Source organism: Acinetobacter sp. YK3, from assembly GCF_001729365.1.
In the GTDB taxonomy this organism is placed as follows: Bacteria; Pseudomonadota; Gammaproteobacteria; order Pseudomonadales; family Moraxellaceae; genus Acinetobacter; species Acinetobacter vivianii.
Window position 1 is genome coordinate 22433 of sequence record NZ_LZPJ01000003.1, and the last position, 24004, is coordinate 46436.

The 24004-nt window shown below is 41.9% G+C and carries 24 protein-coding genes and 1 pseudogene; 16 read left to right on the top strand and 9 right to left on the bottom strand.

The features are described from left to right. The first annotated feature begins 9 nt into the window (after nucleotides 1-9). From argB to A9Z07_RS00765, 6 genes are all read left to right on the top strand, one after another. On the top strand, nucleotides 10-909 hold the full coding sequence (gene argB / locus A9Z07_RS00740) for an acetylglutamate kinase (RefSeq protein WP_004770969.1): 900 nt from the start codon (nucleotides 10-12) through the stop codon (nucleotides 907-909). Between the two features lie 126 nt (nucleotides 910-1035). After that, nucleotides 1036-1812 (top strand): GNAT family N-acetyltransferase, encoded by a 777-nt coding sequence (locus A9Z07_RS00745; protein WP_004770970.1) that lies wholly within the window; start codon nucleotides 1036-1038, stop codon nucleotides 1810-1812. Between the two features lie 99 nt (nucleotides 1813-1911). Next, nucleotides 1912-2760 (top strand): class II glutamine amidotransferase, encoded by an 849-nt coding sequence (locus A9Z07_RS00750; protein WP_032810468.1) that lies wholly within the window; start codon nucleotides 1912-1914, stop codon nucleotides 2758-2760. Nucleotides 2761-3044: 284 nt separating this feature from the next. After that, nucleotides 3045-3500 carry a bacteriohemerythrin gene (locus A9Z07_RS00755; RefSeq protein WP_004770972.1) on the top strand — a complete coding sequence of 152 codons (456 nt, stop codon included), beginning with the start codon at nucleotides 3045-3047 and terminating at the stop codon, nucleotides 3498-3500. 246 nt (nucleotides 3501-3746) lie between these two features. Beyond that, on the top strand, nucleotides 3747-4829 hold the full coding sequence (locus A9Z07_RS00760) for a hypothetical protein (protein WP_004770973.1): 1083 nt from the start codon (nucleotides 3747-3749) through the stop codon (nucleotides 4827-4829). After that, nucleotides 4829-5149 (top strand): RnfH family protein, encoded by a 321-nt coding sequence (locus A9Z07_RS00765; RefSeq protein ID WP_005256404.1) that lies wholly within the window; start codon nucleotides 4829-4831, stop codon nucleotides 5147-5149. Before A9Z07_RS00760 ends, A9Z07_RS00765 begins: the two co-directional genes overlap by 1 nt. 56 nt (nucleotides 5150-5205) lie before the next feature. Here the strand turns inward: A9Z07_RS00765 and A9Z07_RS00770 are convergent, their stop codons facing one another. After that, complete coding sequence (locus A9Z07_RS00770) at nucleotides 5206-5604, bottom strand: outer membrane protein assembly factor BamE (RefSeq protein ID WP_069576205.1); 399 nt, start codon at nucleotides 5602-5604, stop codon at nucleotides 5206-5208. A 111-nt stretch (nucleotides 5605-5715) separates the two neighbouring features. On the opposite strand from A9Z07_RS00770, the gene fur reads away from it, so the two are divergent. Beyond that, on the top strand, nucleotides 5716-6153 hold the full coding sequence (gene fur / locus A9Z07_RS00775) for a ferric iron uptake transcriptional regulator (protein WP_004770976.1): 438 nt from the start codon (nucleotides 5716-5718) through the stop codon (nucleotides 6151-6153). Nucleotides 6154-6249: 96 nt separating this feature from the next. Here fur and A9Z07_RS00780 read toward each other — a convergent pair whose 3' ends face one another. Further along, a complete protein-coding gene (locus A9Z07_RS00780) occupies nucleotides 6250-7368 on the bottom strand; it encodes a PilT/PilU family type 4a pilus ATPase (RefSeq protein WP_004770977.1) in 1119 nt (372 codons plus the stop codon). Nucleotides 7369-7392: 24 nt separating this feature from the next. Continuing rightward, the gene (locus A9Z07_RS00785) at nucleotides 7393-8430 is read right to left on the bottom strand and encodes a type IV pilus twitching motility protein PilT (protein WP_004770978.1); all 1038 of its coding nucleotides are present in this window, start codon (nucleotides 8428-8430) and stop codon (nucleotides 7393-7395) included. A gap of 126 nt (nucleotides 8431-8556) precedes the next feature. Between A9Z07_RS00785 and A9Z07_RS00790 the strand changes: the two genes are divergently transcribed. Next, nucleotides 8557-9249: a YggS family pyridoxal phosphate-dependent enzyme gene (locus A9Z07_RS00790; protein WP_069576206.1), complete on the top strand. Its 693-nt coding sequence runs from the start codon at nucleotides 8557-8559 to the stop codon at nucleotides 9247-9249. A 36-nt stretch (nucleotides 9250-9285) separates the two neighbouring features. On the opposite strand, the gene A9Z07_RS00795 is transcribed toward A9Z07_RS00790, so the two are convergent. Genes A9Z07_RS00795 through A9Z07_RS00805 form a run of 3 tightly spaced genes read right to left on the bottom strand, consistent with a single transcriptional unit; the run spans nucleotide 9286 to nucleotide 14849 of the window. Beyond that, on the bottom strand, nucleotides 9286-9951 hold the full coding sequence (locus A9Z07_RS00795) for an HAD family hydrolase (RefSeq protein WP_069576207.1): 666 nt from the start codon (nucleotides 9949-9951) through the stop codon (nucleotides 9286-9288). 41 nt (nucleotides 9952-9992) lie between these two features. Then, a complete protein-coding gene (locus A9Z07_RS00800; protein ID WP_069576208.1) occupies nucleotides 9993-13589 on the bottom strand; it encodes an AAA family ATPase in 3597 nt (1198 codons plus the stop codon). A 9-nt stretch (nucleotides 13590-13598) separates the two neighbouring features. Beyond that, on the bottom strand, nucleotides 13599-14849 hold the full coding sequence (locus A9Z07_RS00805) for an exonuclease SbcCD subunit D (protein WP_069576209.1): 1251 nt from the start codon (nucleotides 14847-14849) through the stop codon (nucleotides 13599-13601). A 163-nt stretch (nucleotides 14850-15012) separates the two neighbouring features. On the opposite strand from A9Z07_RS00805, the gene A9Z07_RS00810 reads away from it, so the two are divergent. Further along, the gene (locus A9Z07_RS00810; RefSeq protein ID WP_069576210.1) at nucleotides 15013-15795 is read left to right on the top strand and encodes a crotonase/enoyl-CoA hydratase family protein; all 783 of its coding nucleotides are present in this window, start codon (nucleotides 15013-15015) and stop codon (nucleotides 15793-15795) included. A gap of 91 nt (nucleotides 15796-15886) precedes the next feature. On the opposite strand, the gene A9Z07_RS00815 is transcribed toward A9Z07_RS00810, so the two are convergent. Then, on the bottom strand, nucleotides 15887-16264 hold the full coding sequence (locus tag A9Z07_RS00815) for a VOC family protein (protein WP_004770991.1): 378 nt from the start codon (nucleotides 16262-16264) through the stop codon (nucleotides 15887-15889). Nucleotides 16265-16425: 161 nt separating this feature from the next. Here A9Z07_RS00815 and A9Z07_RS00820 point away from each other — a divergent pair, with 161 nt between their 5' ends. From A9Z07_RS00820 to A9Z07_RS00835, 3 genes are all read left to right on the top strand, one after another. Continuing rightward, nucleotides 16426-16875: a GNAT family N-acetyltransferase gene (locus tag A9Z07_RS00820; protein WP_069576211.1), complete on the top strand. Its 450-nt coding sequence runs from the start codon at nucleotides 16426-16428 to the stop codon at nucleotides 16873-16875. A gap of 289 nt (nucleotides 16876-17164) precedes the next feature. Then, on the top strand, nucleotides 17165-17611 hold the full coding sequence (locus A9Z07_RS00830) for an ABZJ_00895 family protein (protein ID WP_004770993.1): 447 nt from the start codon (nucleotides 17165-17167) through the stop codon (nucleotides 17609-17611). An 85-nt stretch (nucleotides 17612-17696) separates the two neighbouring features. Further along, nucleotides 17697-18602, top strand: a complete 906-nt coding sequence (locus A9Z07_RS00835) for a TIGR01777 family oxidoreductase (protein WP_004770994.1) — start codon at nucleotides 17697-17699, stop codon at nucleotides 18600-18602. Here A9Z07_RS00835 and thiO read toward each other — a convergent pair. After that, nucleotides 18588-19709, bottom strand: coding sequence for a glycine oxidase ThiO (thiO, locus tag A9Z07_RS00840; protein WP_069576212.1), 1122 nt, complete (start codon nucleotides 19707-19709; stop codon nucleotides 18588-18590). The genes A9Z07_RS00835 and thiO overlap by 15 nt on opposite strands. Before the next feature lie 323 nt (nucleotides 19710-20032). Then, nucleotides 20033-21046 (bottom strand): porphobilinogen synthase, encoded by a 1014-nt coding sequence (hemB, locus tag A9Z07_RS00845; protein WP_069576214.1) that lies wholly within the window; start codon nucleotides 21044-21046, stop codon nucleotides 20033-20035. A 169-nt stretch (nucleotides 21047-21215) separates the two neighbouring features. Between hemB and A9Z07_RS00850 the strand changes: the two genes are divergently transcribed. From A9Z07_RS00850 to antC, 4 genes and pseudogenes are all read left to right on the top strand, one after another. Next, nucleotides 21216-21713, top strand: a complete 498-nt coding sequence (locus A9Z07_RS00850; protein WP_004770998.1) for a thioesterase family protein — start codon at nucleotides 21216-21218, stop codon at nucleotides 21711-21713. Between the two features lie 253 nt (nucleotides 21714-21966). Further along, nucleotides 21967-23382, top strand: coding sequence for an anthranilate 1,2-dioxygenase large subunit (antA, locus tag A9Z07_RS00855; protein ID WP_069576216.1), 1416 nt, complete (start codon nucleotides 21967-21969; stop codon nucleotides 23380-23382). Between the two features lie 3 nt (nucleotides 23383-23385). Beyond that, a complete protein-coding gene (gene antB, locus A9Z07_RS00860) occupies nucleotides 23386-23877 on the top strand; it encodes an anthranilate 1,2-dioxygenase small subunit (RefSeq protein ID WP_004771000.1) in 492 nt (163 codons plus the stop codon). A gap of 6 nt (nucleotides 23878-23883) precedes the next feature. Then, nucleotides 23884-24004 (top strand): annotated as a pseudogene (antC, locus tag A9Z07_RS17785) (anthranilate 1,2-dioxygenase electron transfer component AntC); the annotation flags it as partial.

Consider the following 24004-nt stretch of genomic DNA (forward strand, 5'->3'; position numbering starts at 1 on the left):
GAGAGACGCATGCCACATGAACATATCGGCATTGATAAAGCAAAAATTTTGATTGAAGCTTTGCCGTATATCCAACGATTTGCAGGAAAAACGTTGGTTGTAAAATATGGTGGTAATGCGATGACTGATCCTGAGTTGGAAAGTTCATTTGCCCGCGACATTGTGTTGTTAAAAACAGTAGGTTTAAATCCGATCGTTGTACATGGTGGTGGTCCACAAGTTGATTCATTATTAAAACGTTTAGGGCAAGAATCTGACCGTATTGATGGCATGCGCGTGACCGATGAAGCAACCATGGAAGTGGTTGAGATGGTACTCGGCGGTAGCGTCAATAAATCGATCGTTAACCTGATCAATAAACATGGCGGTCGTGCCATTGGTTTAACGGGTAAAGATGGTAATTTGCTGCGCGCACGTAAATTGTTGATGGAAAAACAGGAAGCAGATGGTTCCGTTTCACAGATTGACTTGGGCATGGTTGGCGAAGTCACAGGTGTAAAAACTGACGTCCTTGAAATGTTTACCCAAAGTGATTTTATTCCTGTTATTGCGCCACTCGGTGTAGATGAGGATGGCAATACTTATAATATCAATGCTGACCTTGTGGCTGGAAAAGTTGCAGAAGCATTAGGCGCAGAAAAACTGATTTTATTGACCAATATCACTGGTGTACTGGACGAAAATAAAAACTTGTTAACGGGGCTGACCACGCAAGAAGTTGATCGTCTGATTGAAACAGGCGTGATTTATGGTGGCATGATTCCAAAAGTGGGTTGTGCACTCGATGCGGTAAAAGGTGGTGTGGTCAGTGCGCATATCGTTGATGGACGTGTACCACATGCAAGTTTGTTAGAAATCTTTACTGATCATGGTGTGGGTACTTTAATTACCAATCGCGTCAAGCATTAATTCTGCTGATGAAAACAAAAGAGGCCTTAAATTGGCCTCTTTTTTCGTCATGTGTTGTTCATGTTTTAGTCATCTCAATGTCATTTAAGCGCTTTAAGGTAAATCTAGCCATAAGGAGCTTTCATTATGCTAGAAAAATTAAATCAATATCGCCAGACATTGACTTTACCTTTACGCCACAAACCAGCTCAAAACCAGTTCCGTTTTGAATGGGTGGATAATTTAAAAGAATTACAAGATGTACAACGTTTTAGAGCTACACAATTTAGCCATCAATTTGGGATGCATTTTGAAGATGGTTTAGATCAAGACCTTTATGATTTTGGCTGTGAACATGCCGTTTTACGTGAGAAGTGGACAGGTGAAATTGTTGCCTATACTCGATTAAAATTATTTCAAGGCCATGAAATCGGGCAGAGTTATAGCGCTCAGGAATTCGAAATTGTTCCACATTTATCACATTTACCGAGTGTTTTAGAAATTGGTCGAACTTGCGTTCACCCTCAATTCCGTTCTGGTAAAGCACTTTCCATGCTGTGGTTGAATCTGGTGCCTAAAGTATTATGGTCAATGCGTGCCAAATATTTAATGGGCTGTGTCAGTATTCATTTAGACGATAATCTGGCGCGTGCTTATTACACCCATCGCCAGATTCAACAATTGGGTGAGCATCAAAGTATTGATATCCGTTCAAAGCGTATTTTTGAACCAGAACGCCCTGATTATAGTTTTCCGCAAGATGAACGGATGCCAAAATTATTTCAGACCTATTTAGGTATGCAATCGAAACTTTCAAAACAGGCATTTTATGATGAAGATTTTAAATGTCTGGATTATTTTGTGTTTTTGGAAGTGAATAAGATTGCCATGTCTTTTGTCATGAACAAAATGGTGCAACGTTAATCTTATATCGTTCCTCGTCCAATAGTGAGCACATATTAAGATTTACAAGCGATCTCAACCTCATGCACAATAGGCGTAGATGTTAGATAGTTAAAAGATATGTGCCAGCTATTAGGAATGAATTGTGCTACCCCCACAGATATTACCTTTTCGTTTCGTGGGTTCTCCCAACGAGCAGGGGTCACGTCTGATCATTGTGATGGCTTTGGTATCGCATTCTTTGAAGACAAAGCCTGCCGTCTGTTTGTCGATAATCAATCGGCGGTAGAATCTCCAATTGCAGATCTGATTCGTAACTATCCGATCAAGTCTCGTAATGTCATTGCCCATATCCGTAAAGCGACACAAGGCAAAATCAACTTAGAGAATTCACATCCTTTCTTGCGTGAGTTATGGGGCAGACATTGGATTTTTGCCCATAATGGCGATTTGCATGACTTTAAACCTGAGCTTAGCGGGCGTTTTGAACCTGTCGGCAATACGGATAGTGAGCTGGCATTTTGCTATTTACTAGATCAGATGGTTGAGGCATTTGGCTATACCGAGCCAAGCTTAGAAGAGATTTTTTCACTATTAGAGCGTATTTCTCCACAAATTGCAGAGCATGGAACGTTTAATTTCTGCTTGTCGAATGGTAAGGCCCTGTATAGCTATGCCACCACTAAATTGCACTGGCTGGTACGTGAATATCCTTTTCAACATGCACATTTAATTGATCTGGACGTAGAGGTCGATTTTAGTCAGGTCACGACACCTGAAGATCGTGTGGCGGTGATTACCACTGAGCCTTTAACGCATAACGAAGCATGGACTGCATACCAGCCTGGGGAAATGATCTTATTCCAGTGCGGTAAACCGATTTTGCATGCTTTAACACGAGTAGAGCGTTTAATCCGAGAAGCTAAAAATCCTGCATTAAAACGAATAACTAAAGCAGATCAGTATTAATATAGAAGATATAATCAGAATATATGTTTGAACTGTTTTTTATTAAAAAATTAGTTCTCATTTTTCTGGTTATATCAATAAAATTAGATAGATAGTTTTTCTTGTTGGTTAAAAAATACTTGAGCGTTTTGGTGGGTGAAAATATTAAATTAAATATAAAACAACAGCTTATTTTATTTTATACATAAAAATTGCAAACCTGACAAAAATGCTGCGTTTTTATTTAAATCTTTTGTCGATATTATATTTGTATTCAATAAATCAAATATGGTTTGGGGTTTGATATGGGGATGAAATGGTCTGTCGAATATAATACAGGAATAGAAGTAATTGATGATCAACATCGTCGTATTCTAGATTATATTAATGAAATTGATGAATTAAAAGAAGACGATGACCGTGCGAAGTTAAAGGGGATTCTGGATAATATTATTGATTATACCCAGTCTCATTTTACCTTTGAAGAAAGTTTGCAGGAAGAAGCAAACTATAAGTATCGTGTACCACACAAGCGAGTACATGACTTATTTATCAAAAAGATAGAGACTTATCGTCAGCGTTTTGAGTTGGGGCAGGAAATTGATAGTGAGTTGCATGAAGCACTATCAAAGTGGTTGATTAATCATATTCGTCATGATGATGCTGATTATGTTGGTGCTGTCAAAGAAAATATGATTGGTATTATTAAAGAAAATGAAAAGAAAAAAGGGAAGAACTGGTTTTCTCGATTCTTCTCATAATAAAAAGATAATAAAAAAAGATCCCTTGTTATAAAAAATAATAAGGTTGGTATGAGTGATATACAAGGGATCTAATTAAAAAATAATAACTGGTGCGCAGCAAATCATCTTGACTGGGTGATTTGCTTTTTTCTTTCGATATCTTTTGTTTTGATTTTCAAGCGTGAGAAAGGCAAAATAGATTGAATATTTCATTGCAAACACCATAAAGCGCAATGAGTTCAAAGATTTTTCAAGGAATGCATTATGCAGGACACAACTCTGTCACGCTGGTTTGCCCCAGTGATGGCGTTTTGCCTATCTTTTGTCATGATTACCACATTGGCACCAACTGTAGGTATCCAGATTGATCGTCAGTTCGATTTCTGGTTGCTGTGGTTAGGCACCATGATTTTATTGGCACTGCCAATCGGTTATCTTGAAATCGCTTTAGCAAAGCGTTCACAAACGACCGCATTACAAGCGCTTTCAAGTCTTACACGTGATGCCGATGCTTCACCAAGATGGCGTGTCGTCGGGTGGTTAGCAGTTGTTTTCGTCCCGTTTTTTGCAGGTAGTGTATTAAATACTGCAAGCCATGTGGTGAATGAGCAACTGGCATTAAATATTTCTAGCCAGATTCTATTCGCGATTCTTGCTGTTGTTGCATTTGCACTTTCTTTTATCCCTCGTCAATTCCTCATTGCTTTGACAACCATCGGTGTCGTTGCTGCGTTTATCCTTGCCAATGTGATGGGTACCCAGTTACAGGCATGGCACTGGACAGGTGTGGAGTTTAGCGAGTGGGGCAATGCGACAGTACTTGCCTTGGTCGCAAGTGGTTTAGGTTTGGGCTTATATTGGCAGAGTAGCCTAGCTGTGGTGAAAAAGCAGGAAGCTGCAACCACTTCAGTTTTACCCATCTGGATTGCTCAGCTTCTTGCCGTGATTGCATTTGGCTTCTTCTCTGTTCAGGCCCAGCTTCCTGCTTTAGCATGGGGTTTTGCTGCACTGATGTCGGCTGCCTTATTAATTCAGTTTGCAAAAGAGCAACTGGCGCAGCGCCAGCTGGCAGTTGTGGTTCAATGGGCAATTTTGCTTGCAGCGGTTGCGGTATGGGCTGTGCCGCAAGTTGAGCAAATTTTTAATACCTTGTTGATGTTATGGGGTCTCATCATTTGCCTAGTCTATGCGTTGTTTGCTGGCTGGATCATGAAGATCAGTCATCTACGTAAAGCGATGGGCTTTAGCAATGAATTGTTCTATAACATCTGGCGTATTGCGATCCGTATCATCTTACCGCTTTCAATTGTGGTCGCAATTATTGCGGTTGTTGGGCAAGTGATCTAATGGAACAGGCAAAACAAGTTTGGGTGGCTTATACAACGCCTGAACAGCAATTTCATCTGACTGTTGCATTCAGTGAGGGAATGACGGCTCAGCAGGCGATTGATGCCAGTGGCTTAGCCGAGCAGGTGAGCCTGCCAGAAGTTTTACACTTGGGGATTTTTGGCAACAAGATTGAAGCAGAGACTTTGCTACAAGCTGGTGATCGTGTTGAGATTTATCGGCCTTTGACCATCAATCCCAAAGATATCCGCCGTAAACGGGCTGAAAAGAATCCTGTTGGGCGATTTATCAAAGGTAATCGTTTTAGACCATCAAGCTAATAAAGAAAACCCCTCACGATTATCTCGATGAGGGGTTTCTTTTTACTGCAAAGCCGTTATAGTGGGGGCGCAGTCAAAATCGCTTCTTTTGATGCCGGTAAACCAGGTTGTGATTCTGGAATCGTTTCTAAGCCTTCCAGGCGCTCAACATTACCATTCGCATCAAAATAAATTTTCAAATGCTGGCCATGTGCCGCAGGTATTTTCGCTTTTTTGGCATAAGTTCCTGGGATGTAGTTATAGATATAGTCCCAACGTAACGGATTCAAAGGATCTGTAACCGTTGGACTACCAAGCAAGAAACGGACTTGCTGAAAGCTCATGCCCACTTGTACTTGAGATGCTTGTGCTTTGGTTAATGGTGTTCCCTGTGGAATATCGACTTTATAAACACCAAAGACTGAACAACCGCTAAGTACTGAAGTGACGAACAACGCCAGCATGATTTTTTGCATTTTGCTACACTATCCTGATAAATGATGATGCATTTGGTTCAAGGATAGATCATACTGCATCTAAACTCTATTGCCTATTCCAACTTAAGATTTGTTGAGAGACCTTTTTTTATGCCGATTTCCAATCAAGACTTACGCAAAGCTGGACTTAAAGTTACCCTTCCTCGTATTAAGATTTTGGAATTATTAGAAAATTCAAAACAACATCATTTAAGTGCTGAAGATATTTATAAAACTTTGCTTGAGCAGGGTGAAGATGTGGGTCTAGCAACGGTTTACCGTGTGTTAACACAATTCGAAGCTGCCGGTATCATTCAGCGTCACCATTTTGAAAACAACCATTCTGTTTTTGAAATCATGCAAGAAGATCACCATGATCACCTCGTTTGCTTGAACTGTAACAAAGTTGTTGAATTTACTAATGATATTATCGAGCAAGAACAACATGCTGTTGCTGATAAACATCAATTTGCTTTAACTGGCCATTCTTTAAACCTTTATGGTTATTGCAGTGATGCAGAATGCCAAGAGGCTTATCGTAAAAAATAAGCTGAGTTGAGTTAAAAATTTAAAGTTCACGAAAATTGAACAAATAAAAAGGGAAGGTTACAAAAACCTTCCCTTTTTTTAATGGCTTAGTTTGAATTATTGACCATCAAAGGTAATGTTGCGGCTGGCACTTAATAACTGGTCTGCGCCTTCTTCTGAAAGTTTGATGGTGAGACGTAGATCGTTTGGTGAGTCTGCATGCTTCAATGCATCCTTGTAGGTAATCTGACCTGCTTTATAAAGGTCAAATAAAGCCTGATCGAAGGTCTGCATGCCTAGCTCGCGTGAACGTTTCATCAGATCTTTAATCTCATGAATTTCACCCTTACGGATATAGTCGGCCAGAAGCGGGGTGTTAATCAGAATCTCAATCGCAGCACGACGCGAATTGCCGTCAGGCGTTGGAATTAACTGTTGTGCCACCAATGCTTTTAAGTTCAACGACAAGTCCATATACAGCTGGCTATGACGATCCGCTTCAAAGAAGTGAATAATACGGTCTAAGGCTTGGTTGGCATTGTTGGCATGCAGGGTCGCGAGTACCAAGTGACCAGTTTCTGCGAAGGCAATCGCGTAGTCCATAGTTTCACGAGAGCGGATCTCACCAATCAGGATCACATCTGGTGCCTGACGTAGCGTATTTTTCAATGCCACTTCAAATGAATCGGTATCAATGCCCACTTCACGCTGTGTCACAATGCAACCTGCATGCTGATGTACAAATTCGATCGGATCTTCAATGGTAATGATATGACCTTTAGAATTCTGGTTGCGGAAACCAATCATCGAAGCGAGGGAAGTCGACTTACCTGTACCTGTTGCCCCTACAAAAATGATGATGCCGCGTTTGGTCATTGCCAGTTCTTTCAGAACTTCAGGCAGTTTCAGGTCATCCATGGTTGGGATATGGGTTTCGATTTTACGTAACACCATGCCCGGCATATCACGCTGCTGAAAAGCACTGACACGGAAACGTGCCGTCTTTTCACGATTCATGATGGCAAAGTTGCATTCGCGTGTATCGGCAAATTCTTTACGCTGTTTGTCCGTCATGATGGACTGTACAAGTTGACCGACAATTTCCCCTGACAACTTGGTTTTTGAAACAGGCACAATCTGCCCGTTAATTTTCATTGAAGGTTCAACGTCTGCCGTGACAAATAAGTCCGAGGCATTCTGTTGAATCATCAAATTGAGTAAATCATTAAAGTCCATGATATCTCTCTAATCCCTTTATTTTTATAGGAATGACTCAGGCTGTTTCGCCACCGTACGAGCCGTTTGCGGGCTAATTAAACCTTTAGACACCAATGTTTTTAAACTTTGATCCAAAGTGGTCATGCCATAGTTGGCACCAGTTTGAATGGCAGAGTACATTTGTGCGACTTTATTTTCACGCACAAGGTTACGGATTGCAGGAATCCCGATCATGATTTCATGTGCAGCCACACGACCACCGCCATTTTTCTTTAATAGCGTTTGTGAAATGACCGCTTGTAAAGATTCAGACAACATGGCACGAACCATGTCTTTTTCCTCAGCAGGGAAGACGTCGATCACACGGTCAATGGTTTTTGCGGCAGAAGTCGTATGCAGGGTACCAAAAACTAAGTGACCTGTTTCCGCTGCGGTTAATGCCAAGCGAATGGTTTCAAGGTCACGCATCTCACCGACCAGAATAATGTCAGGGTCTTCACGGAGGGCAGAACGAAGTGCGGCATTAAAGCCATGCGTATCACGGTGTACTTCACGCTGGTTGATCAGGCATTTTTTCGACTGGTGTACAAATTCGATAGGATCTTCTACCGTTAAAATATGGTCATAACGGTTTTCATTAATATAGTCGATCATCGCTGCAAGCGTTGTCGATTTACCCGAACCTGTTGGGCCTGTGACAAGCACAATCCCACGTGGATAATCACAAATTTCCTTGAAAATTGTACCGAGTCCCAAATCTTCCATGGTCAACACTTTCGATGGAATGGTACGGAACACCGCTCCAGCACCACGGTTCTGGTTAAATGCGTTGACACGGAAACGGGCAATATTCGGTACTTCAAATGAAAAGTCAGTTTCTAGATCTTCTTCAAAATCACGACGTTGTTTATCATTCATAATGTCGTACACTAAACGGTGTACATCTTTATGTTCAAGTGCTGGTAAATTGATACGACGTACTTCACCATCTACACGAATCATCGGAGGCATACCCGCTGAAAGGTGTAAATCTGATGCACCGTTTTTAACCGAAAAGGCGAGTAATTCTGTAATATCCATAATTTCCCCGAAACAAACTCAAAAGTCTCATTATTTTGTAGAATAATATAAGGCTTTCATTCAGGCTTACCAACACCTTAAAGAATGGGAAAGCAAAAAAACATTTCGTAAATGAGAACTGTGTCAATGAATCAATCGCAACAATCCCGCCAAACTGTTTTAAATCAAATAGAACAAGCCTGTCAGCGTGTTCAACGTGATCCTGCGACTGTGCAATTGTTAGCCGTTTCAAAGACCCATCCTGCTTCAAGCCTGCGTGAAATGTACGCAGTGGGACAGCGCTGTTTTGGTGAAAATTATTTACAGGAAGCGCTAGAAAAAATTGAAGAACTCAAAGAGCTGGAGATCGAGTGGCATTTTATTGGTCATGTGCAACGTAATAAAACCAAGCATCTGGCTGAGAAATTTGATTGGGTACACGGGGTTGACCGTTTGATTATTGCCGAGCGTTTATCTGGTCAGCGTTTAGAATCTCAACAGCCATTGAACATCTGTCTGCAAGTGAATATTGATGAACAAGATTCTAAAGATGGTTGCCAGCCAGAAGAAGTGGCTGAACTGGTTCAGCACATCAGCCAACTTCCACACATCCGTTTACGTGGTTTGATGGTCATTCCAGCGCCTGAAAATTATGCTGCATTTGCAGATGCCAAAGCACTATTTGATCAGGTGAAGTCCCAGCATGCACAGCCGCAAGATTGGGATACCTTGAGTATGGGGATGTCGGCTGATCTAGAAGCTGCGATTGCATCGGGTTCAACCATGGTGAGAGTGGGGACAGCATTGTTTGGTGCAAGGGATTATTTAACTAAAAGCTAAAAATGATTATTTGCTGATATTCACTTGAAAGTATGGTTAGAGGTTTTCCAGAATTTCGATGAGTCTTGCATAATCGTGTAAATTTGCATCGGCCATTAATGATGATATCCGTGGATCAGGATGAAAGAAAATTGTTTTCATTCCTACAGCTTTTGCACCTTGGATATCTGCTAATTCATTATCGCCGACAAAGGTGCAATCTTGAGGACTGACGTTAAGTTGCCGACATGATAAGAGAAAAATTGCGGGGTCTGGTTTTCTAAGTCCAACGGCCTCAGAAACAATAATGCTTGAAAAGAACTCCGTCAGACCTAGGGCATAAAAATTATGTTCTTGAAAGGGGGTTCTACCATTAGAAATTAATCCAATCAGATAACCTTGCTCTTTCAATTTAATAATCGTATTTTCCACATTCTGAAAACAACATGAAAATTTATTAAAATCATTAATATAGCTTGCTAAGAGGGTATTTTGTGAAACGTGAGTAATTGAAAACTCATGAATGAGTTGTTCATAAACTCTATCTTTCCAAATTTTGCCATTATCATCCAGTTCAAGAAAACGCTGAATGAAGAACTCCTTTTTCATAGTAGGAACTAATTGGAAAAAATTGATCTGCCACCTTAAGAATTTTTTTAAGGAGGTTGTTCTATCCAGTAAGGTTTGATCAAGGTCAAAGATAACAGCTTTCTTCTGATTCATTAGATCTCAATACCGTGATTATTCAATCATCATAAAATGCTTTAACCAACTACTTCAATCCGACTCGAACCTGATCCAACAGGTTGTACCTGAATCTGTACAGGAATCCGTTCGTGCATTTCCTGAATATGCGAAATTAAGATTACTTTACGACCTTGGCTTTGTAATTGATCCAGTGCATTCATCACCATGTGCAAAGATGAGGCATCCAGTGTCCCAAAACCTTCATCAATGAACAGGGATTCGATTTTCATCGAACCAGAAGCCATATTGGCAATCGCTAATGAAATCGCAAGGGCAGTGAGGAATGATTCTCCACCAGAGAGAGAGGCAACCGAACGGGTTTCACCATCCATATCATGGTCGATAATTGCCAGACTGAGTGAGTTTTCCAAGCGCTTTAATGTGTAACGTTGCGATAACATCGCCAATTGCTGATTGGCATATTCCAGCAAAATATCCAGATTGTATTGCTGCGCTAAATCACGGAAATCTTTGCCTTTAGAATCGCCAATCAAGCTCGAAATCTTATTCCAGCGATGTTCCTGTTGCTGAATTTGCTGGATCTGGTCGGCAAACTGTTTTTGCTTGGCAAGGTTTTGCTGATGTAATTCGAGTTGAACTTTATATTGATCGCGTTGTTCAAGTTGCTGTTGTAGTTTATCCTGATTTAGCTGAATCAATTCGGTCAGCTGTTGATGTTGAATCTCGGGCTGTTGTTGCTGGTGCTCATTGAATAGCTGTTGTGCAGTTTTAAGCGCATAGTCTGCTTCACTCAAGACACGATCTGCATTTTGTAACGTTAAGCGAATCTGCTGTTCCTGCGTTGAAGAAATGGCTAGCAACTGACTGAGTTGCTGTTCTTCAAAATGCACATGCTGCTTCAGCCATGCACCGATTTCTGTTGTGCATTGTGTGAATGATTGTTGGTTATGCTGGTGCTGTGCTTTGAGCTGCTCTAGTTCATTCTTGTGTTGCTCAAAGTTTTGTCGTGCCTGTTCAAAATTCTGTTTTACTTGCTGATATTGATGCTGCACTTGCTGACGTTGTTGATCATGTTGATGCAACCATTCATTGGCTTTCAATTCAGTTGAACCAGCCATTGCCAGAATGAGTTGATTGGCAGCCTCACTATTTTGTTGACCCTTTTTCGCAATTTCCTGCAATTGCTGATTTAGCTCAGTATGTTGCGTGCTTAAACTATTTAGATTTGATATTAATAAATTGAGTTGTTGTGTGCTGTGCTGTTGTTGTTTGCTCAGTCCATCGGCATGATCAAGCTGTTGCAGGCGTTGTTTTAAGCGCTGCACAATCTGTTGTGCTTGGCTAAGTGGTTGTTCCAGCCAAAGTGTTTTCTCATGTGGCTCTAGACAATCCACAATATGCTGAATCTGTCGCTGTAACTGCCGTACGGTTTCCAATTGGTAGGCCGTGTTCTGGATAGACTGATTTAAATTAACCAGCTGTTTACTGGCCTGATTGAGTTGTTGTAATTGCTGATCAACCTGTTGTTTTGTTTGTGTAGATTGAGCGCTTAAGTGCTTTAAGGATGCCTCAAGCTCGTGTTGAGCTAAATTGAAATCGAGTTGAATATGACTTTGAGTCAAATATTGCTGTAACTCTAGCTGTTGAGCGTTTAATTTTTCCTGCGTTTGTTGCAAGGCTGTTTGGCGCTGTTTTTGCTCAGATTGCAGTTGGGTAAATTGTTGCTGAGTATTCTGCCAAAGCTGGAAGCACTGTTGCTCTTGTTGTAGCGCCTGTTGTTCCTGCTGTTGCTGTAATGCATATAAGGCTTTCGAAACTGGACTTTCATCCTCACGATAGGGATGTTCAGTACTGCCACAGACCAGACAAGCTTCACCTTGTTTTAGTTCAGCCCGTAAATGTTCAATATTCTCGGCATGGAGTAAGCGTTGCTGTTGCAGGATAAGCTGTAATTTTTCCCGCTCGGTTTTTGCTGCCTGAAATTCACTTTCTGCTTTTTGAGTATTTTGCTCGAGCTGTTGATATTGGAATTGTATCGTATTTAATGTGTGTTGCAGCTCTGAGACTTCATTTTTTAATTGAAAATGATGCTGTAGTTTTTGTTGAATCACATCCAGTTGATTCAGCTGAGTCAACACTTGCTCTTTCTGTGCCTGTTTCTGCTCAAGGGTATGATCAATCTGCTGTGTTGTACCAAACTGCGTGATCAATTGCTCAAGTTGACTTTTATCTTGCTCAAGTTTGCTTTGAGCCTGTTGAATATTCCCCAGCGTATTTTCAACTTTTTTATAATGCAGAATAAACTGCTCTAATTGTTGTACATGAGCATGCAGGCCCTTATCTAAAGTTGAGAAGTGGGCACTTTGCTGTAATTGCTCAAGGCAGGATGTCTGTTGTGTGCCTATATTCTGGAGGCTCTGCTCAAGCTGTTGTTGCTGTTGTAGCAAAGGTTGCTGCTGAGTTTCGATATGCGTCAGTCTGCTTTTGGTTTTTTTATAATCTTCGGCTATATAATCACGTTCCTGAACGTATTTACGCACCTGACTCAACTCATCTTGATGTTGCAGCTCAAAATTTTGAAACTGTTGCAGTGCTGTTTCCGCTTGCGTATAGCGGACTTTTTCTTGCTCGAACTCTGTGGTTAAGCGACTAAAATGTTGTTGTTTTTGTTGAAGCTGTGGCTCAAGTTGTTGCAGTGTTTTTTGGATTTGCTGCTGTTGAAACACAACAGGACGAATCTCGGAAAAGATTTCCAATTGTTCAAGCAACTGGCGATCTGTTGCGAGGGCGGTATGGGCATTGAGCTGCGTTTCATGCTGCTGTTGTTTGAAGAAAATTTCACTTTCAAGCTTTTGTTGTTGCTCAAACCACTGCTGTTGTTGCTTGAGTTGAGTCCGTTCGGTTTCAAGCTGCTGGACCTGTTGTTGTATCTGTTGAAATTGAGTTTGTAAGGCAGCAACTTCCTCATCAGAACGAATTTCAATATGACCTAAAACATTTTCCAGCTGTTTGCGCTGGTTGGTCATTTCACGGGTTTTTTCAAACGCCAGTTGCCCAATTTTGGCAAAGATACTGGAGTTGGTCAGGTATTCTAGCAATTCGCCTCGTTCAGTATCACGCGCCTTTAAAAAAGCGGTAACTTCCGATTGTGCCAGTAAAACGGCACGGGTGAATTGTTCAAAACTGAGTTGGGTAATTTGCTGGATATGGCTTTCGACGGCTTTAGTTTTGTCTGCAACCACCACGCCATCGGTCAGGCATTTGAGTGAGCGCTGTACACTTTGCAGTTTGCCACTGGCATTTTCACGGGCACGCTTAATTTCCCAACGTGCCTGATAATGTTTTTGATCTTGTGCCACAAAACACAGTTCAGCAAAGCCATGTCCTGTACCACGACGTAAAACGGTCAGGGGAGAGTTGGTCAGCAGCTCCGAACCGTCCACGTCCAGAAGTTTGCCATCACTTTCTTTGAGGCGGGGAATTTTATTAAAGAGTGCCAGACACATGGCATCTAAAATGGTGGATTTACCTGCACCTGTTTTCCCGACAATCGCGATCAAGCCCGCATTGGCCAAAGGATCACACTCAAAATCAATAAAGTGCTCACCCGCAAGAGATGCCAGATTTTTTAGTCGAATCGATAAAATTTTCATGGCAAATCCTTAAGAACTTTGATCATCTTCAAGTTTTTTCTGTGCTTCATTCACCAGACTTAAAAAATCTTTGGTGACTTCATCATCAGCGTGATAGCCCTTTTTCTCCCAGATCTGCTGGAATAATTTTTCTGGTGTGGGTGGCTCTAGGCTAATGCTCTGCTTGTTTTCAGCATTACTTTCATTCGATAAATATTGTCTGGAAATACGCACTAGACGGTAGCGATCCTTCGGCAAGGCATCTTCGAATTGTTGGCGCAAATTCGGCTGTGGGGGAATCGCCGTATGATATTCGATATCGACATATTCTCGATGGTCAATATTTTCGATAGGGCCACTCGGTAGCTTTTTAAGCTGCTGCATGACCGCTGTGAGTTCATCTTTAATTTTATGCAGTTGAATACTTCGCGGAATTGCCAATACTTCAAAATCCAGCTTATTTTCTGGTTGGGTCGAATCAACGGTGACTTCGACCACTTGGTGCTTATAGTTGATTTCACTAAATGACAGTGGAATCGGAGAGCCACTATAACGAATATGGGGATGCTGTACCTTTTGCGGTTTATGCAGATGTCCAAGTGCCACATAATCGATACTGTCATCAAACAGGCTGGTAGAAAGTGCTTCTTCATTGCCAATAATAATCGGACGCTCTGAATCCGAAGTTTCTCCACCTTGCATATGTGCATGTGACATCAGAATCAAGGCCTGATCATCGGTTTTACGACGCTTAGCTTCTTCGATTAATTGTTGGTGTAGATAAGCAATCGCATTTTGGCTATTGGTGGTGTGCTCATTAAAGCCTGTGATTTCGGCTGAACGCAAGAATGGTAGGGCAATACACCACGCGACAATCTGTTTTTGCTCATCATAAATCGGCAAAATTAAGCGTTCCAGATCCAGTGTTTTATCTTCATTCCAGCGAATTACACCAACCGTTTTGGCATTATATTTCGCTAATAATGGCTCAACCTGTTCAATTCGATAGCCTGAATCGTGATTGCCTGCGATCATGAGGGTTTGCATATGCGGTGCAAGTTCATGCGCATCGGCAAGGAACTGGTAGAGCTGCTTTTGTGCCTGAGAGCTCGGATTGATGACATCAAAAATATCGCCCGCAATCAGCAAGGCATGAGGTTGTTTCTGTTTGATTTGCTCAAGTAACCATGCCAGAAATTGTTCATGTTCATAATGGCGGGAATGATTATAAAAGAATTGCCCCAAATGCCAGTCAGAAGTATGAAAAAAACGCACAGTCATAAATGAATCTAAAAATGAATTGAACCAGAATAAGGTAGCACGTATTTAAGTGGAAAGGAGAATCTTACTCAGCAGAAAAGCACTACATGATAGCGCTTGATCATTTTTAAACGTTCCTCTAGTTTGAAGATAAAGTCATGATTTAAAAAATGAGGACATATCAATGAGCTTAGGTAAAGTAAGCCGCGAAATTAGGGATCAGATCATGTTGATTGGCCTAGACCGCGCCGATAAACGGAATGCCTTTGATAGCCATATGATTCAGGATTTGTCGCTGGCATTAACGGAATATGAAAATGATCCAGAACTCCGTTGTGCTGTGATTTTTGCGCATGGTGACCATTTTACAGCGGGCTTGGATCTGGTTGAGCTACAACCGAAAATATCCGAAGGCATTTTTAACTTTGCTGAAGAACAAATTAACCCGTGGGGAACAGCAGGCCGACATCGAAGCAAACCTGTTGTGGTGGCGGTGCAGGGAATTTGTTATACCGCTGGAGTTGAGTTGATGCTCAATGCTGATGTCGTGATTGCCAGTGAAAATACAGTATTTGGTCAGCTTGAAGTATTACGTGGCATCATGCCATTTGGTGGGGCAACGGTACGTTTTGTGCAAGCTGCGGGATGGCAAAAAGCCATGCCATATTTATTAACAGGTAAAACTTTTGATGCTAAAACGGCAGACCAACTGAACCTGATTTCCGAAATTGCAGAAAATGGGCAACAGTTGCAGCGTGCCATCGAAATTGCCAAAGACATCTGTATTTCAGCCCCGCTTGCGGTACAGGCTTTATTGGCCTCTGCAACCGATGCGCTAACGCAAGGACAGACAGCGGCATTTGAGAAAATGAACAGTTATTTGATGCCGCTGTTTGAATCGCAAGATGCACAAGAGGGCGTTCGTGCCATGTTAGAAAAACGTCCACCGCAGTTTAAAGGGCAATAACTGACAAAAGAAATATGGGTTCATTTTCAGCAAATATTTTTATTTAGTTATTTGGAATATTGAGAAGCTTTCTTTAAATACCCAAAACCCGCTATTGGGCATTTTCATCTATCTCGCAAATACCAAAGGTATTATGGTCGGGATCAAGAAAGTAGCCTTGCCAGCAGCGATTCGGGATCGCGAATTTATCCATCGCCACAATGCCACCTAGACTGAGAATTTTAGCTGCCGTTTCATCAAAGTTTTCAACTTCAATGGTGCAGGTAAATGCATTGGTTCCGCATCCTGTTGGTGGAATCGCCACTGGGCGTTGCAGTAAGCCGCCGTGAATCCCTTCTGTTTCAATACGATAATATTCAATCGGGAGGCCTTCCACTTTTTCGAAATTCCAGCCAAATGCAGACTGGTAAAAATGGACGTCACGTTGTGGATTGGATGACTGAATTTCAAAATAAGTGACTGCGTTCATGATTCGATTCCTTTATCTTTATTGTGTTTAACTTATTCTAAATAGAACTGGCACGAGCGTGCTGAAGCTTTATGTAAATGAGTAAACTTGTCCATTCTGGATTGAGCACTCAAGTAAATTTTATGAATTTAACTCGAATAGCGGAGATTGATTAAACATTGATGGATATAATGAAGTTAGCTGATCATTCTGAATGGTTAGATCAAGCGGCAAATTGGTTTGCCAATCAATGGGGCATTCCTGTTGAAGCGTACCGTGATAGCATTCAGATGTCGATTGAACAGCAGGATGGTGTTCCGCAATGGTATGTGATTCTGAATGACAAGCAGCAAATTATTGCAGGAGCAGGGATAATCGAAAACGATTTCCATGACCGCAAAGATCTTGCGCCAAACTTATGTGCTTTATTTGTTGAGGAGACTTATCGCAGGCAAAATATTGCCAAACAGTTGTTAGATTTCGCTCGAACAGATATGAAAAGGGCAGGATTTGAGAAGTTGTATCTGGTGACAGAGCTAAATGATTTCTATGAAAAATGTGGCTGGACATTTTTAACCACGGTTCAAGATGATGAAGGTGAGCTGATCAAAATGTATGTTGCCGATACCTGATCAAACTTAAATCGCAGGCAAATAAAAACCGACGATTCGAGTGATGATAAATCGTCGGTCAAAATCTTTTTCAATGGTTCTGGCTGCTAACACAACCATTGTTAAAGATGGAGAGTCATAATGAAAGGTCACCGAAAACATTGCGGATGCCGTGCAATGTCCAATCGGTTGCTGCGACCTTGTACCCTATATAACGCTGCTAGTTGAGGATTGGTTGACATAAAAATGAAAAAAAAGTGAAAAAAATTTATAATTATTTCTTAAAGCCAGTCCAATTAGGTTTATCTTTATGATTTCATTGCGTTTGTATTATCTCTGGTTTTTTATTATTTGTTTGGCCTCGACTTTAATCGCAGGTGTGCTGGCCGCGATTTTACCAAATAGTCTGGGCGGTGTGCTCACCGCAATTCCTTATCTCATTGCCATCATTTTTGTTTTGTTTAAATTTCTCAAGCAACAACGCCGTGCGCCGACGCAGCAAGAGAAGAAACGCTTAAGCATCGGCTTTAGTCTGATCTTTTGGGGCTACAACGCATGTGGTTTATTACTGGGGCTGTATATTTTTGCGCGTAAAGATCCTGAAATCTGGCAGAACTTCTTACTCTATTTAAAACAGCCACAATTTTTACTTGCCGTTTTAGCCATGTGGTTGGTGATTGCCTTACCGTTATTTTTAATTACGTACTGGTTCTATGGGCCGCAAGCACAAAGAATGGCCAATAAGATGTTTCACTAATTAAAGAAAGTTTACTTGTTCTTCAGTTTTATTCTGCTAAGACTTAAATATAGAACGAATCAAAATCATGCGGGATGAGGGTAAGATGCAAAATCAGACGGTTTTAATCACAGGCGCCAGTGGTTTTATTGGTTCGCATTTGTTGCCCTTCCTGTTAGAGCGAAACTTTCAGATCATGGCTTTAACCCGACAGCCAAATCGGGTTGCTCAGCATTCTGCGTTGCGGTGGGTAAATGATCTGGATCAAATTGAAACACAACAGATTGATTATGTGATTAATCTGGCTGGTGAAAATATCGGCGCAAAACGCTGGACTGAAAAGCGTAAGCAGCAATTAATACATAGTCGTGTTGCGGTAACCGAGCAACTGTATCAATGGCTGGAACGTAAGCGAATTTTTCCGAAGTGTATTATCTCAGGTTCTGCGATTGGCTATTACGGTATTGATCCTCAACAGCAATGGCAGCTGATTTGTGATGAAAATACAGCACCGCAATCCATTTTTATGTCTGAGCTTTGCCAAGTGTGGGAGCAAACGGCTTTAAAGTTTAGCCAACAGAATACCAAGATTATTCGTTTAGGTGTGGTTTTTGGACAGGGCGGGATTTTGCCGCAGATGCTGTTGCCAATTCGCTTGAATGCTGTGGCAAAAATTGGTTCAGGACAGCAACCGGTAGTGTGGATTCATATTCAAGATGTATTGAATGCCATCCTTTTCTTGCTGCAATCCACTCATCCTCAACAGGTATATAACCTTGTTGCACCAGATAGAATCAATCAACAACAGTTTGCTCAAATAGCTGCTCATATTTTAAAGCGCAAACCTTTTATGACGGCTCCAAAATGTATCTTCGAATTGATGTTGGGCGAGCAATCGCAATTGATTTTAAATGGTCAATATGTGATTCCTCAGGCTTTGCTCGAACAGGGCTTCCAATTTCAATATCCAGATTTGAATGGAGCTTTGACCGAAATTCTAGCAAGACATTAAATTCTGTTGCTTTAGGCGCAGCGGTGAATACGCTTGAGGATCGACAATGGTCTCTTGTCCTAACATAAGTTGGCGTAACAGTCGGGCCGAGCCAGAACCCATACATAAGCCATTACGGAAATGTCCAAAATTGGCCCAAAGATTTTCCAGTTCAGGCATGGCACCAATATAAGGAATGCCTTGTGGCGAACTTGGGCGTAGGCCTGCCCAACGTTTCACAATCGGGAAGTGTTGTAGCTCAGGCACCATTTCCAGACATGCCGTTAAAATATCCTGCTGGGTTTGCTCATCAACTGCTGTACTAAAGCCACTGTCAGCCATACTTGAACCACAAACAATGTGACCATCTTGACGTGGAATCAGGTACATCACCCGATTCATACACATGGTCGGTAACCAGTTTTCAGGGGTTTTAAATAATAGCATTTGCCCTTGTACGGGCTGCACAGGAATATGGCGTTGTAGTTGCTCGGCCCATTGCTGACTCCATGCACCAGAAGTGATGACTACATGATCCGCGGTAAATTTTTGCCCATCTTCGATTTCAATTCCGAGCACTTTCTTATTCTGAATAATTAACTTTTCAACAGGACAATGTTCAAAAAAACGGACCAATGGATGTTGTTTTAAGTAGCTGATCAGGGATTGTAATAAACGTGGATTGCGGACATTCGAGAGTTGGGGGAAATAGATTGCTTGTTGGAATTGTTGGGAAATATAAGGATTAATCTGTTCAAGTTTGGAGCGATTGAGCAACTCGCATTGCTGCATTGGTTCCTGATATCGAGTGGCATAATTCAAGCCAACTTCGAAATCTTCCTGATCAAAGATCAGCATGCCTGTATCGTGGATCTGAAAATCAATGCCAGTAATGGGGAGGAGCTTCTCATTCCATGTCTGGTAGAGCGATTTTCCGTATTGCGCCAGCTGGTTGACTTCGGGTGCATAACGCCATGGATACATTGGGGAGAGAATACCGCCACCTGCCCATGATGCGGCTTGGCCTGCAAGTTGTTGGTCAAAAATATCGACAGAGCAGCCTTGTTCAGCTAGTTCCAATGCTGACATTAAGCCGCTAATACCCGCACCAATGATGGCAATATGCATGATAAAGTTAAACCAGTTTTATTTGCTTAATTTTGTTGAGCACCCAAATTTGATCTAAATTAATAAGAATAAATACACGGCAGGGTCTTGCCGAGTTCTCAATCTATTTTAGGCTTAGCCTTCAGCTGGACTTACTTTGGTTTTGCCCAAAGTAAGCAAAGGCATTGTCATCTGCAAAACTTAAGGTCATGGTTATCTTTCGATATAAACTACGCACTGCGTTTGTCTTACACTCGGACAAAGCTTTGCTTTGTTAAACCTCGTTCAGGTTGCAGATGACGTTTCCGCGTATCAAATTTAAGAACATTCTAGATTAAAAGAAATTATCTCATCTCTTTTAATTTACGTGCTGCATCTTCAGCAAAATACGTCCAGATCCCATCAGCACCTGCACGACGGCAGCACATTAAAGATTCCAGAATCACGCTGTCAGATAACCAACCATTCTGAATCGCACCTGCAAGCATGGCATATTCACCACTCACCTGATAGAGGAAAGTTGGCACGCCAAAAGTATCTTTTACTTCACGTACCACATCCAGATAAGGCATGCCTGGTTTAACAATCACCATATCTGCACCTTCTTGTAGATCAAGTGCGATTTCATGAAGTGCTTCGGCACGGTTGCCAATATCCATTTGGTAATTGTATTTATTGCCACCTTTCAGGTTGCTGGCAGAGCCGACCGCATCACGGAAAGGGCCGTAGAAACTAGAAGCATATTTTGCTGAGTACGCCATGATATTGGTATAGATAAAATCATTTTGCTCAAGCGCTTGGCGGATCGCACCGATACGGCCATCCATCATGTCACTGGGTGCAATTACATCGGCACCTGCTGCAGCATGACTCAATGCCTGTTTCACTAGGCATTCGACAGTTTCGTCATTTAACACATAACCTGTGTTATCAATAATGCCGTCTTGACCATGTGTGGTATAAGGGTCAAGAGCGCCATCGGTAATTAGCACCATTTCTGGTAATTCTTTTTTGAGTAGACGGCAAGTCGTTTGAACTAAACCATTTTCGTCCCAAGCGGCTTCCGCTGTTAAACTTTTATCTTCTTGTGGTGTTACAGGGAATAAAGCAAGTTTGGATACCCCGAGTTCAAGCAGGGTTTCTGCTTTTTTAAGTAGTAAATCAGCTGACAAACGCTGCACATTTGGCATGCTTGGAATGTCTTGAGTTTGTTGTTGTCCTGGTAATACAAACACTGGATAAATCAAGTGATCTGCCGTTAAATGTGTTTCGCTGACCATGGCACGAAGTTGGTCATTTTTACGGATACGGCGCATGCGAGTCGCAGGAAAAGCTGGACGATTGAACGTATAAGTCATAACAATCTCGATGTTCAGTATTACACTAGGGGAATAATTGAGGTATTAAGTCACGCGAGGGAGAGCTTGGCGACTTTGCTCAATTACGAACCCCGCTATTGTAGCCCCATATTTTTAGATTTGTGCAAAATAATGGAAAGTTATTCTTTCCATTGAGTGTAGGCCGCGTATGAATGATGTAAAGAAAAACTGGACTGGCAATATTCAGTTAGGTGCAAAGGCAGATCACCAAGTGGTCTTGAAACAGTTATGTAAAGCATTTAATGCCTGTCCATTTTTTAAATACAGTGGCATGGTCATGCGAGTAGTCGATGATCAAATTGAAGCCTATGTGGAGATGCAGCCAGAACTGGTCGGGAATCTGGCATTTCAGATTTTACATGGTGGCGTGGCTGCCACGATTCTGGACAGTATTGGTGGTGTGGCAGCAATGGAGCAGCTTTATCGCCGTGCCTCACCAGAAGATTTGCCAGATACCATCAAAAAAGTATCACGCTTAGCCACGGTAGATATGCGTGTCGATTATCTGGCGCCAGGGCGTGGTAAATATTTTATTGCCCGCGCCGAAACCTTACGTTTGGGGCGTAAAGGATGCACCATGCGCATGACCATGGTGAATGATGAAGATAAACCCATTGCGACTGCAATCGCATCGTATGCCTATTAATTCTTAAAATAAAAATATTAAGCACCTCTCATGCAAAGTGTGAGAGGCGGCTTTCATTTCCAAGTCCATCTTTTGTTCCTTTCAATTCTATTTTTATACGAGTCAATCCTGCTGTCCTCCCGTGAAACATGTCATGGCGAGCTGATCCAAAATTATTCACAAACTGGATAGAGATCTGGAAAAAGCGGATAGAGCCAAGAACTAAATCACGCTTCAATCAAGAAAAGGTTTTTATTGATTGGAGGACATAAAAATGACGACACGTAATATTGCCGAATGGCAGGATTTTATTACAGGCTGTCTCGACTTTCGCCCTAAGGATGGGGTATTTCGTATCGCACGTGATATGTTCACTGAAGCTGAACTTTTCGATTTGGAAATGGAATTCATTTTTGAAAAAGTCTGGATTTATGCCTGCCACGAAAGTGAAATTCCTAACAATCATGATTTCCTGACGGTTCAGATTGGACGCCAACCGTTAATCATTAGCCGTGATGGTCAAGGCCAACTGCATGCCATGATCAATGCCTGTGAACATCGGGGTGCGACCTTGACGCGCGTTGCCAAAGGCAATCAATCCACTTTTACCTGTCCGTTCCATGCGTGGTGCTATAAGTCAGATGGCCGTCTGGTCAAAGTCAAAGCGCCTGCTGAATATTGTGAAGATTTTGATAAGTCCAGTCGTGGTCTCAAACAAGGACGTATTGCCAGTTATCGTGGTTTTGTTTTTGTCAGTCTGGATACACAGGCAACGGATAGCCTTGAAGACTTCTTGGGGGATGCCAAAGTCTTTCTGGATTTAATGGTAGAGCAGTCACCGACTGGCGAGTTAGAAGTTCTACAAGGCAAGTCGGCCTATACCTTTGCAGGAAACTGGAAGCTGCAAAATGAAAATGGACTGGATGGCTATCACGTCAGTACCGTGCATTATAACTATGTCTCAACCGTGCAACATCGCCAGCAAGTCAATGCAGCCAAAGGTGATGATCTGGATACTCTGGATTACAGCAAATTAGGCGCAGGTGATAACCAGACCGATGATGGCTGGTTCAGTTTTAAAAATGGTCACAGCGTTTTATTCAGCGATATGCCAAATCCTGCGGTCCGTCCTGGTTATGAAACCGTCATGCCTTATCTGCTGGAAAAATATGGTGCCAAGCGTGCGGAATGGGCCATGCACCGCCTAAGAAATTTGAATCTTTATCCAAGTTTATTCTTTATGGATCAGATCAGTTCACAGCTACGTATTGTGCGTCCAGTGGCATGGAATAAAACTGAAGTGATTAGCCAGTGTCTCGCTGTAAAAGGGGAGTCAACCGAAGCGCGTCGTAACCGTATTCGCCAGTTTGAAGACTTTTTCAATGTCTCTGGATTAGGTACGCCAGATGATCTGGTGGAGTTCCGTGAACAGCAAAAAGGTTTCCAAGCGCGTCTGGAACGCTGGAGTGATATCTCTCGTGGTCATCACAACTGGTGTTATGACATGACCCCAAATGCACAAGACTTGGGGATCAAACCCGTGATTACAGGGCGTGAACTGACGCATGAAGGTTTATATGTCAATCAGCATGGTCATTGGCAACGTTTAATGCTGGATGGTTTAAATCGCAAAGCTTTAAAAATGCAGGATATTACTTATCAACTTGATACAGCAACGGAAGAGGTATAAGTCATGACTGCTGAACTACATTTTGCCGTTTCACAATTCCTTTATCAGAAATCAGAGCTATGTGACCGTTATGATTGGGATGCCTATCTGGAACTGTATGATGAAGATAGTGAATATCACATTCCACAATGGATTGATGATCATCAGTATGTCGAAGATCCAAATCAGGGTTTGTCTTATATCTATTATGCAGACCGTTCGGGGCTGGAAGATCGTGTATTCCGTATCCGTACAGGGAAAGCGGCATCGGCGACACCATTACCACGCACTCAGCACAGTATTCAAAATGTACAGGTCAAAAGCCTACCAGATGGTTTGATTGAAGCCAGAGTCGGTTGGAGCACCTTATATAACCGTCAAGGGCTGGAAGGTTGTTTCTATGGACATGCCACTTACGTGTTAAGACAAACGGCTGAAGGATTCCGTATTCGCCGTCAGCACACGATTTTGCTGAATGACAAAATTGATTCGGTGTTGGATTTTTATCATGTTTAAGGGAGCATCATGATGGGACATTCAGTCGCACTTAATTTTGCCGATGGAAAAACCTTCTTTATTTCGGTACATGAAGATGAACTGTTACTTAATGCTGCCATTCGTCAGGGTATTAATTTACCGCTGG

Bases quoted from the DNA above. Each gene is read 5' to 3' on its own strand.
- A9Z07_RS00815 (WP_004770991.1), bottom strand. From the start codon at position 16,264: ATGAACGCAGTCACTTATTTTGAAATTCAGTCATCCAATCCACAACGT.
- A9Z07_RS00810 (WP_069576210.1), top strand. From the start codon at position 15,013: ATGAGCTTAGGTAAAGTAAGCCGCGAAATTAGGGATCAGATCATGTTG.
- argB (WP_004770969.1), top strand. From the start codon at position 10: ATGCCACATGAACATATCGGCATTGATAAAGCAAAAATTTTGATTGAA.
- A9Z07_RS00760 (WP_004770973.1), top strand. From the start codon at position 3,747: ATGCAGGACACAACTCTGTCACGCTGGTTTGCCCCAGTGATGGCGTTT.
- A9Z07_RS00790 (WP_069576206.1), top strand. From the start codon at position 8,557: ATGAATCAATCGCAACAATCCCGCCAAACTGTTTTAAATCAAATAGAA.
- A9Z07_RS00820 (WP_069576211.1), top strand. From the start codon at position 16,426: ATGGATATAATGAAGTTAGCTGATCATTCTGAATGGTTAGATCAAGCG.
- A9Z07_RS00755 (WP_004770972.1), top strand. From the start codon at position 3,045: ATGGGGATGAAATGGTCTGTCGAATATAATACAGGAATAGAAGTAATT.
- antA (WP_069576216.1), top strand. From the start codon at position 21,967: ATGACGACACGTAATATTGCCGAATGGCAGGATTTTATTACAGGCTGT.
- A9Z07_RS00745 (WP_004770970.1), top strand. From the start codon at position 1,036: ATGCTAGAAAAATTAAATCAATATCGCCAGACATTGACTTTACCTTTA.
- A9Z07_RS00785 (WP_004770978.1), bottom strand. From the start codon at position 8,430: ATGGATATTACAGAATTACTCGCCTTTTCGGTTAAAAACGGTGCATCA.
- A9Z07_RS00750 (WP_032810468.1), top strand. From the start codon at position 1,912: ATGTGCCAGCTATTAGGAATGAATTGTGCTACCCCCACAGATATTACC.
- A9Z07_RS00800 (WP_069576208.1), bottom strand. From the start codon at position 13,589: ATGAAAATTTTATCGATTCGACTAAAAAATCTGGCATCTCTTGCGGGT.
- fur (WP_004770976.1), top strand. From the start codon at position 5,716: ATGCCGATTTCCAATCAAGACTTACGCAAAGCTGGACTTAAAGTTACC.
- A9Z07_RS00780 (WP_004770977.1), bottom strand. From the start codon at position 7,368: ATGGACTTTAATGATTTACTCAATTTGATGATTCAACAGAATGCCTCG.
- hemB (WP_069576214.1), bottom strand. From the start codon at position 21,046: ATGACTTATACGTTCAATCGTCCAGCTTTTCCTGCGACTCGCATGCGC.
- thiO (WP_069576212.1), bottom strand. From the start codon at position 19,709: ATGCATATTGCCATCATTGGTGCGGGTATTAGCGGCTTAATGTCAGCA.
- A9Z07_RS00765 (WP_005256404.1), top strand. From the start codon at position 4,829: ATGGAACAGGCAAAACAAGTTTGGGTGGCTTATACAACGCCTGAACAG.
- A9Z07_RS00795 (WP_069576207.1), bottom strand. From the start codon at position 9,951: ATGAATCAGAAGAAAGCTGTTATCTTTGACCTTGATCAAACCTTACTG.
- A9Z07_RS00830 (WP_004770993.1), top strand. From the start codon at position 17,165: ATGATTTCATTGCGTTTGTATTATCTCTGGTTTTTTATTATTTGTTTG.
- antB (WP_004771000.1), top strand. From the start codon at position 23,386: ATGACTGCTGAACTACATTTTGCCGTTTCACAATTCCTTTATCAGAAA.
- A9Z07_RS00850 (WP_004770998.1), top strand. From the start codon at position 21,216: ATGAATGATGTAAAGAAAAACTGGACTGGCAATATTCAGTTAGGTGCA.
- A9Z07_RS00770 (WP_069576205.1), bottom strand. From the start codon at position 5,604: ATGCAAAAAATCATGCTGGCGTTGTTCGTCACTTCAGTACTTAGCGGT.
- A9Z07_RS00835 (WP_004770994.1), top strand. From the start codon at position 17,697: ATGCAAAATCAGACGGTTTTAATCACAGGCGCCAGTGGTTTTATTGGT.
- A9Z07_RS00805 (WP_069576209.1), bottom strand. From the start codon at position 14,849: ATGACTGTGCGTTTTTTTCATACTTCTGACTGGCATTTGGGGCAATTC.